Source organism: Streptomyces sp. SID12501 (assembly GCF_010550245.1).
Lineage (GTDB): Bacteria > Actinomycetota > Actinomycetes > Streptomycetales > Streptomycetaceae > Streptomyces.
This window is the reverse complement of the sequence record NZ_JAAGLU010000275.1, coordinates 1-602: the sequence shown is the minus strand read 5'-3', so window position 1 is coordinate 602 and position 602 is coordinate 1. Positions and strand designations below refer to the sequence as shown.

At 71.4% G+C, this 602-nt stretch carries 2 protein-coding genes; both read right to left on the bottom strand.

Annotated features, from left to right (window positions below; all coding sequences use genetic code 11):
- Window positions 1-81: 81 nt before the first annotated feature.
- The gene (rpmD, locus tag G3I71_RS45715) at window positions 82-264 is read right to left on the bottom strand and encodes a 50S ribosomal protein L30 (RefSeq protein WP_013117860.1); all 183 of its coding nucleotides are present in this window, start codon (window positions 262-264) and stop codon (window positions 82-84) included.
- Window positions 264-602 (bottom strand): ribosomal protein S5 (locus tag G3I71_RS45710; RefSeq protein ID WP_369335581.1); only part of this gene is annotated, 339 nt, incomplete at its 5' end. The genes G3I71_RS45710 and rpmD, both read right to left, overlap by 1 nt.

Genomic DNA, 602 nt, shown 5'->3' with positions numbered 1-602 from the left:
CCTTCTTCGCCGGAGCCTTCTTCTCGGCCGCAGCCGTGGTCTCCGTCGCCTTCTCGTCGGCCTTCTTGTCGTCGGCCATGGTCACTCGACCTCCTCGACCGCGACGAGGTGCGTCACCGTCTTGACCATGCCGCGGATCTCAGGACGGTCCTCCTTGACGACGACGTCGCCGATCCGCTTGAGGCCCAGGGTGCGCAGCGTGTCGCGCTGGTTCTGCTTGCCGCCGATGGCGGACCGGGTCTGGGTCACCTTGAGACGCGCCATCACGCACCCGCCTTCGCGGCCGCCGAGGCGGCACGGCCCTCGGCCTGCGCCCGCAGCAGCGGGGCCGGCGCGACGTGGTCGAGCGCCAGCCCACGACGGGCGGCGACGGCCTCGGGCTCCTCGAGGGAGCGCAGGGCCTCGACCGTGGCGTGCACGATGTTGATCGCGTTGGACGACCCGAGCGACTTGCTGAGCACGTCGTGGATGCCGGCGCACTCGAGCACCGCGCGCACCGGACCACCGGCGATCACACCGGTACCGGGGGACGCGGGACGTAGGAAGACGACGCCGGCGGCCTTCTCACCCTGGACCGGGTGCGGGATGGTGCCCTGGATACG